Origin of the sequence: Acetobacter sp. P5B1 (assembly GCF_018811985.1) — a bacterium.
Lineage (GTDB): Bacteria > Pseudomonadota > Alphaproteobacteria > Acetobacterales > Acetobacteraceae > Acetobacter > Acetobacter cerevisiae.
In genome coordinates, this window is sequence record NZ_JACRVS010000046.1 from 1 (window position 1) to 7702 (window position 7702).

At 56.6% G+C, this 7702-nt stretch carries 8 protein-coding genes and 2 pseudogenes; 3 read left to right on the forward strand and 7 right to left on the reverse strand.

Features of this window, described 5'->3' with window-relative positions; translation table 11 throughout:
- Together KP703_RS14825 and KP703_RS14830 are read right to left on the reverse strand one after the other, a co-directional pair.
- The coding region (locus tag KP703_RS14825) for a transposase (RefSeq protein WP_215755313.1) at positions 1-179 on the reverse strand (179 nt) is incomplete at its 3' end.
- A 68-nt stretch (positions 180-247) separates the two neighbouring features.
- Positions 248-832: pseudogene (locus KP703_RS14830) on the reverse strand (transposase); the annotation flags it as partial.
- A gap of 145 nt (positions 833-977) precedes the next feature.
- Between KP703_RS14830 and KP703_RS14835 the strand changes: the two are divergent.
- A protein-coding gene (locus KP703_RS14835; RefSeq protein ID WP_215755486.1) for an IS5 family transposase occupies positions 978-1729 on the forward strand; the annotation gives its coding sequence in 2 pieces (ribosomal slippage) (positions 978-1308 and positions 1308-1729; 753 coding nt in all).
- Here the strand turns inward: KP703_RS14835 and KP703_RS14840 are convergent.
- The 3 genes and pseudogenes from KP703_RS14840 to KP703_RS14845 all read right to left on the reverse strand — a co-directional run.
- Positions 1721-2020, reverse strand: a pseudogene (locus KP703_RS14840) (IS630 family transposase); the annotation flags it as partial. The gene KP703_RS14835 and the pseudogene KP703_RS14840 overlap by 9 nt on opposite strands.
- Positions 1998-2354: a hypothetical protein gene (locus KP703_RS15970; RefSeq protein ID WP_373687506.1), complete on the reverse strand. Its 357-nt coding sequence runs from the start codon at positions 2352-2354 to the stop codon at positions 1998-2000. The pseudogene KP703_RS14840 and the gene KP703_RS15970, both read right to left, overlap by 23 nt.
- A gap of 64 nt (positions 2355-2418) precedes the next feature.
- The gene (locus tag KP703_RS14845) at positions 2419-3210 is read right to left on the reverse strand and encodes an ISL3 family transposase (RefSeq protein ID WP_373687507.1); all 792 of its coding nucleotides are present in this window, start codon (positions 3208-3210) and stop codon (positions 2419-2421) included.
- 276 nt (positions 3211-3486) lie between these two features.
- On the opposite strand from KP703_RS14845, the gene KP703_RS14850 reads away from it, so the two are divergent.
- Complete coding sequence (locus KP703_RS14850) at positions 3487-4599, forward strand: Fic family protein (protein WP_215755488.1); 1113 nt, start codon at positions 3487-3489, stop codon at positions 4597-4599.
- A gap of 50 nt (positions 4600-4649) precedes the next feature.
- Here KP703_RS14850 and KP703_RS14855 read toward each other — a convergent pair whose 3' ends face one another.
- Together KP703_RS14855 and KP703_RS14860 are read right to left on the reverse strand one after the other, a co-directional pair.
- A complete protein-coding gene (locus tag KP703_RS14855) occupies positions 4650-5816 on the reverse strand; it encodes a site-specific integrase (protein WP_215755489.1) in 1167 nt (388 codons plus the stop codon).
- 176 nt (positions 5817-5992) lie between these two features.
- Positions 5993-7432, reverse strand: a complete 1440-nt coding sequence (locus tag KP703_RS14860) for a recombinase family protein (protein WP_306789707.1) — start codon at positions 7430-7432, stop codon at positions 5993-5995.
- 92 nt (positions 7433-7524) lie between these two features.
- Here KP703_RS14860 and KP703_RS14865 point away from each other — a divergent pair.
- The coding region (locus KP703_RS14865; RefSeq protein ID WP_215755313.1) for a transposase at positions 7525-7702 on the forward strand (178 nt) is incomplete at its 3' end.

A 7702-nucleotide genomic window follows, 5' to 3' on the forward strand; every position in this document is an offset into this window, starting at 1 on the left:
TCCAAAGCCTTCATCTGACTGATCATCGAAGCATCCATGCCGCCATATTTCGCGCGCCACCGGTAAAACGTGGCGTTGCTAATCCCATGCTCCCGGCACAGGTCAGGAACCGGGACACCGCCCTCAGCCTGGCGGATCACACCCATGATCTGGGCGTCAGTAAAGCGATCACTCTTCATCAGAATCTCCTCAATTCTTACGCTGAGAAAATTCTCATTCAAAAGTCACTCTTTTTATGGGGGGATTACCGGGCAAGCTCTTCCGGCAATGCCTGCAGATCGCTGTCTGTGGCATCTGCGTGCTCCGCCTGCTCCATCAGTTTCGCGATATCCACTGCCAGCTGTTCGCGCAGCGCCCTGATCCGGTCGTAACGCAGGGAACGGTATTTCGAAGCGTCGGCATCAATTTTCGTGCCGTCGATCGATACGACACCCAGACGCAGTAGACCTGTCTCGCGCGCCAGAAGCAGGACCTGTGCAAATGCAACTTCAATGGCGGCCCGGTTCGTTCGGCGGAAGGTCGCAATCGTGTCGTGATCCGGATGCAGGTTCGCTGCCACGAAGCGTATGCCGATGTCGCGATATGTCGCCCGCTCTATCCGGCATGAGGAAAAAATCCCGTTTACATAGCTGAATATCAGAAGCGCGAGCATCAGGCGCGGATGATACTGCGCCTTGCCACCCGTGCGCACCGGCACACAAAACGCATTCATCGGAACCCGCTCAACGGCTGCGACAATGAAATGCGCCATATCATCAGCCGGAAGCCACGACTTCAGATCAGGTGGCAGAAGAAACGGCTGAGACCGGTCAAACGGGATGAAGCCGCTCATCACACCACCTTACAACCTCACCCCTGCACAGGGTACCCCAACCCGACAGGTTGCTAGTGTCCTGACTCTAAAATTTCGCGGATTTTATTGGGGTCTGTTGGGAATTATGGTTTTTTAAAGCATGTGATTGTGATTCAAGGTCTGCATGGATCGCTTCGTACTGACAGATGCCCAATGGGCGAAAATGGAACCGCTGTGCCTTGGCAAGAAAACAGATCGCGGGCGCAGCGGGCAGGACAACCGTCTTTTCATTGAGGCGGTCTTATGGATTGCCCGGACCGGCAGTCCATGGCGTGACCTTCCGACGTATTTCGGGCATTGGAACTCGGTCTATTCCCGTTACAGCGACTGGACGAAAGCCAGTGTTTTCAAACGGCTTTTTGAAGCGGTTTCTGACGATGCCGACATGGAATATGCGATGATCGATGGCACGGTGGTCCGGGTTCACCGCCATGGCCAGGGCGCAAAAGGGGGACCCGAAGTCAGGCGATAGGACGCAGTGTGACGGGATGGTCGACCAAGATCATCGCCATGACCGATGCCCTTGGCAATCTGGTCCGCTTCACGCTCATCCCCGGCCAGCATTACGATACGGTCGGGGCGGCGCCTCTTCTTGAACCAGCAGATTTCGAGGGGCTTCTTGCTGACAAGGCGTTTGATGTGCACTGGATCGTAGACGCCATACGCGCGCAAGGGGCCTGCGTGGTCATTCCTCAGCGTCGGAACCGCCTCGACAGGCGCCCCTTCGATGGAGCCCTGTTCAAGGCGCGCCATCTCATCGAGAACTTCTTCTGCAAGCTCAAGGAGTTCAAGCGCATCGCCATGCGAAGCGACAAGACAGACAGATCATTCGCAGCAATGATTTATCTCACCGCCGCTATCATCAATTCACGTTAATTCCCAACAGACCCTGGTAAGGAGGCAGAATCTTTTGATGGTCTGCAGGATGTCATCGGCGGACCTGGTCCATTTGAAGGGCCAGGGCTGTTCGTTATGGAGGGCGATGAAAGCCCTGATGTCGGCCTCCAGGGCTTCGATCGAACGATGGATGTCGCGCTTGATCTGCTTTTCAGTGATGAGAGCGAAAAACCGCTCCATCTGATTGATCCATGAGGCCCCGGGCGGCGTATAATGAACGTGCCAACTCGGACGCCTGGCCAACCAGTTACGGATCAGTTTCGTCTTGTGGGGGGGGCATAGTGTTGATTTTCATTGAGAACTGGGCTCTCCCGAACATGGTGGGCTTTATCATTTTCAATCGACTGATCTGCCCCTCGACAGGGCTGGTTGTCCACGATGTCACAAGAGAAGCCCGAATGGCTGCGGCATCCCGTTCAAGGGCTGGAACCAGACGGGAGAGCAGCGTATCCCTTCCTGCTTTCAGTAAAAGCCTGAGGTTATCTTCTGATTTCCTGCAGAGCAGATTTTGCATTTTTCTCACCCAGCTGGTCGTTTTTTCCAGTTGGGGTTCTGCTGCAAGAAGTTCTCTGACAAACAGGGTCTTGTACTCGACACCGATCATGTCAGCTATGGCCTGAAGGCCATGCCCTTCGGCTTTCAGGGCAAGGGCATCATTGAATCGGGTTTCACGCCTTGACTGTGCGGCCTGGCTCGCATTCCGTGTGGGCGCCTGTGCTTTTTGCAGGCATGATGGCTGGGCACGCATCCCGGTATCCGTGGAGGCTGACTGACAGAGTTTCTGCGTGATCTGCGTGGCTGTGGGCATACCGGTCCACAACCGCCACAAAGGCATCCGAGAGGTTTCTGAGCAGATGCCATCTGTCTGTGACCTGAACGGCCGATGGTGCGCCTCTGTAACAGGCATCCGCGTATGCTCCAGCCCGGTCTCTGGCAATGATCTCAATACCGGGATTTTGCACAAGCCATGCAGCAAGGGTATCCGCCTGCCGGTCAGGCAGCAGGTTGACCACATCATTTTTTTCCAGATCGACCAGGATGGTGCCGTAATGATGCCCGCGACGCCAGGCCCAGTCATCCACACCCAGAACACGGGGAGACCGCGCAGAGGGCTTCCCTGGCATTCTGGAAAGGAGCCTGCGGATCAGAGTGTCTGCGCTGACCGGGCAACGCAGGCGTTCTGCCATTCTTTCGCCTGCAGACCCACCCAGGGCATGGGCCACATAATGGTGAAGGTCTGTCAGGCGCATGGTATGCCGCCCATAAGGCACGGTCATATCAGAAAGCGGGATGACAAACGTCCGGCGACGACAACCAGCAGTGTTGCAGTAAAGACGGAACGAGGAAACCCGGAGTGTAACACGACGGTCCTGCCAGGGCAGATCCGACAATGTGCGGCGAAAGACTATGGATCCGTTGCGTCCGGATATGACAGTCGGGACAGACAGCACTGCGATCACGCAAACTCGCTTCTATCTGCACCGTATTGTCGCTCGGCGTGACCTGATCAACAACGAGAGAGGGAGGAAGATCAAGGGACCGGAAGCGTGACACGACAGAAAAATCCCCAAAAGTTGCATATCTTCAGGATTTCTCAGCTTCTTTCCCGCAGTACAAGTCCTCGCACCACATACTTTGCGGAAGAGCCCAGTTCTCAATGAAAATCAATAATGAGGATATAACCTTGCGGTTTGCGGTGATTAAGCGCCATAATCTCCGCAAGGAATGCAGGGATTATGGCGCGATACGTTTATCAGCATGAAGACTGGCCCGGCTTCCAGTGGGACAAGGATACCATTTCCCATGAACTGGCCGCCGTGCGTCACCGGCAGGGACGCCTCCTGGGCCGTATGGAAAGTCTCGGCTTCGATTTCCGGTCTGAAGCCGTGCTCCAGACCCTGACGGAAGATGTCATCAAGTCGAGTGAGATCGAGGGCGAAAACCTTGATCGTGAGCAGGTGCGCTCCTCCATCGCACGTCGACTGGGGATGGATATTGGCGCGCTGGCACCGATGGATCGGGATGTTGAAGGTGTCGTGGAGCTGATGCTGGATGCGACCCGGCATTATGCCGATCCGCTGACTGAAGAAAGGCTATTCGCCTGGCATGCGGCTTTGTTTCCCACTGGCCGAAACGGCATGTCACGCATTCTGGTCGGAGAGTGGCGTGATGACAGAACGGGCCCGATGCAGGTCGTGTCAGGCCCTGTCGGACGGGAAAAGGTCCATTATGAGGCGCCGGCAGCCAGCAGGGTGCCCGCAGAGATGCAGGTCTTCCTCAACTGGTGCAATGCCGGGCAAGCGCTGGATCCTGTGCTGAAGGCAGCCATCGCACATTTGTGGTTTGTCACCATTCATCCGTTTGAGGATGGAAACGGGCGCATGGCACGGGCTATCGGTGACCTCATGCTGGCGCGTTCGGAACAGACAGAGCAGCGTTTCTACAGCCTGTCGGCCCAGATCCGGCAGGAACGGAAGGATTATTACGCAATCCTTGAAGCTACCCAGAAGGGGGATATGGACGTCACGTCCTGGCTTCATTGGTTTCTGGGGGCGCTGGATCGCGCCTTTGATCGCGCTGAGCTGATCCTGGAAAAGGTCATCCAGAAGGCCGGTTTCTGGGATAATCTGGTCGGACAATCGATCAATGACCGGCAACGCCTCATGCTGAACCGTCTGCTGGACGGGTTCGAGGGTAAGCTGACCTCATCCAAATGGGCGAAGCTGGCGAAAACGTCACCGGATACAGCCCTGCGAGATATCAATGATCTCGTATCGCACGGTATTCTGGTCAGGGAGGCGGCAGGAGGAAGAAGCACCAGCTATGTGTTGGCTCGTCCCGAGACGTAAAACGCGGGTCGATGCTGACGGACAGGCCGTTGATTGGGTACCATCGGCATTCAGGCCTGTGTCCTTGCGTCGGTAAGCGCGGATGAGATGCGCTGAGCGACCTGATCCGTCGAGCGTTTGACATTTTCCCGCTTCAGGTGGGCGTAGCGGGAAGTGGTCTTGATGTCGCTATGGCCCAGCATCCGGCCGATCATTGTCAGGTCCGCTCCCATCTCCAGGGCATCCGATGCAAAGGAATGACGGAGATCGTGGAGCCGAACGCCATCCAGGCCTGCCGCCTTGCGGATACGACGCCACGGCTTTTGCAGGTCAGTGAGATATTCGCCAGCCTTGCGTCCGGTGATGACATAGGGATTGTCGGGCAGGCGAGGGGTGGCCTTCAGGACATCAACCGCTGCCGTGCCCAACTGGACTGTTTTCGCTCCGGTTTTGCTGTCTGGAAGGCGCAGTTCTGCTTCACCCAGCCAGACATGTGCCCACTGGAGCGTCTGGATTTCCCGTAACCGGCAACCCGTAAGGGCAAGCAGGCGAATGGCCCGTGCGGCTTCGGGTATATCTTCGGCGGCCTCGTCGAGGCTGTTTCCCAGGCGTGCATACTCATCCCGGGTGAGGAAACGCTCCCGTCTTTCCTCCCGGTAGCGTTTGACGCCCCGGCATGGATTCACGCCGTCCTGACGGATGCCCCACAGATCGGCAAGGCTGAACATCTTTGACAGAACGCCCAGCGTGCGGTTGGCCTGATAGGGGATATGCCGGAAACTGCCATGAAATTCGGCGACTTCTGCCCGTGAGAGGTCGGCCATCCGCCAGCTTCCGAATTTCGGGACAATGAACAGTTCCACCGAGCGCCTGTATTCCCCCCGTGTTCTGGGTTTCAGGTGGACATCGACATATTCGTCGAGAAAGCGCCTGGAGAAGCTTGTGACGGTCATGGCCTTACGGTCATCGGACCGTTTATCCGCCGGGTTTTCCCCGGTATGAACCCGTGCGAGGATCCTGATGGCTTCATCACGGGCGAGATCCGCAGTCCACGGGCTGCCATGCTGGCCGATCGTGTAGCGCCGCAGCCGCCCGCCAGAGCGGTAGTGGATCACGTAGACCTTGCGGCCCGATGGCCAGACCCGGACCGCAAAGGCTGGAATGCTGTCATCCCACAGGAAATAATCTTTTGCTTCGGGCGTCGCCGCCGTGACGGCTTTCTTGTTGAGCCGGGCCATTCTCGCCTCCGCCGCAGGAAACACATAGGAAACAGATGAGAGCGCAACCGAGCGTAGTCGGTGAACGAATGACGTATCCCGACGGGGCCATTTTTCAAGGAAAAACAAAGGGTTTTCGTGGACCGGCGCTATTCTGTCGGCATGGGCGCTGGCCAGCGTAGGCTAAAAAATCTTTCTCATAACCTGAAGGCCGCAGGTTCAAATCCTGCCCCCGCAACCAATGAATCCTGCACCAAGAACTTATTAAGAACGCCAGCATCCGGGTGATGCGTGGCGTTCTTCCTGTTTGTTGCAAAGACCAGCATCGCAGCAAGATCACCCTCAAGGAAAATCCCAAGCTCGTCCTTCTCAGGAATAAGCCTGATCCGGGTAATCAAAGAGCGAATGGCTTCTTTAGCCTGCGTCCCGGTGGCTTCGTTCTGCAGGCTGTCTTGGAGCATCGCAATCTTCTGGCGATAGAGTTCCGCCATATTTGGATGAAGGAGTGGGGGGGGAGAGGGCGCGTCAGCCAGACGTGCTTCAATCTCCGCCTTGCGTGCCTCAAGTTGCTCCATGCGTGTCTTGAGAGCAGAACTGGCAAAGCCATCGAGGATCGCCTGAACGGCCTTGTTCAGTTCGCGCTCGATTTTGGGAGGTTCGGATTTCAGGGTAGCCAGATCGGCTCCTTTTTCCATCCGCAGTCGGTTGACCTCTCGTGTGAACTCGTCACAAAATTCCTTGAAGAGGGCAGGATCCATCATCTGGGTCCTCAGACCGTTGAGCACGGATTTCTCCAGGACATCTCGCCGGATTGTCAGGCGGTTCTCACAGGTGCCCTTGTTGCGGGCTGTTGAGCAGCCAAGATGGTTTTTGGAGATCATCGAGAAGCCACCGCCGCAACAGCCGCATTTGATGAGGCCTGTCAAGAGATGGGTCGGACGCTGCAGGGCGTTGAGCGGATGTGTGCCGGTGCCGCGGGATTTCTGGGACCAGGTCGTCTTGCTTTGACGGGCTTTGACCGCATCCCAGAGATCCTGCTCGATAATCCGCAGTTCAGGAACGTCGTGAAGAGTCCATTCGGATTCAGGGTTGAGGCGCGAGACGCGTTTTCCAGTGCCGGGGTCCTTGATGTAGCGCAGCCGGTTCCAGATCAGGCGACCGATATAGAGTTCGTTGTTGAGGATGCCTGTGCCGCGTTCCCGATTGCCGTTGATCGTTGACGGACTCCAGGCTCCGGACAGGGGACCGCGAAGACCTTCTACGTTCAGGGTAAGAGCAATGGCTTTGGGAGATTTGCCGTCGGCATACTCCCGAAAGATCCGGCGAATGATTTGTGCCTGATCGTCGTTGATCGCACGTTCGCCGCAGATCGCCTCGCCATGAGTGTCGTGTTGCCGGACAACATCGTACCCGTAGCACAGGCCACCACCAGACTTGCCCTGTTCGACACGACCGCGCAGGCCGCGTCTGGTCTTGTTGGCCAGTTCTTTGAGGTAGAGCGCATTCATCGTGCCGGTCAGGCCGATATGGAGATGATTGATCTCACCCTCTGAAAGCGTGACGATCCTCACGCCGGCAAAACTCATGCGCTTGAACAGGCCGGCGATGTCTTCCTGATCGCGGGACAGGCGATCCATCGCTTCTGTCAGGAGGATCTGGGGTAATCCCCCCATAAAAAGAGTGACTTTTGAATGAGAATTTTCTCAGCGTAAGAATTGAGGAGATTCTGATGAAGAGTGATCGCTTTACTGACGCCCAGATCATGGGTGTGATCCGCCAGGCTGAGGGCGGTGTCCCGGTTCCTGACCTGTGCCGGGAGCATGGGATTAGCAACGCCACGTTTTACCGGTGGCGCGCGAAATATGGCGGCATGGATGCTTCGATGATCAGTCAGATGAAGGCTTTGG

What these genes read in the sequence shown, in the direction of transcription:
- KP703_RS14850 (WP_215755488.1), top strand. Translation starts at nt 3,487, where the DNA reads ATGGCGCGATACGTTTATCAGCATGAAGACTGGCCCGGCTTCCAGTGG.
- KP703_RS15970 (WP_373687506.1), bottom strand. Translation starts at nt 2,354, where the DNA reads ATGATCGGTGTCGAGTACAAGACCCTGTTTGTCAGAGAACTTCTTGCA.
- KP703_RS14860 (WP_306789707.1), bottom strand. Translation starts at nt 7,432, where the DNA reads ATGGATCGCCTGTCCCGCGATCAGGAAGACATCGCCGGCCTGTTCAAG.
- KP703_RS14855 (WP_215755489.1), bottom strand. Translation starts at nt 5,816, where the DNA reads ATGGCCCGGCTCAACAAGAAAGCCGTCACGGCGGCGACGCCCGAAGCA.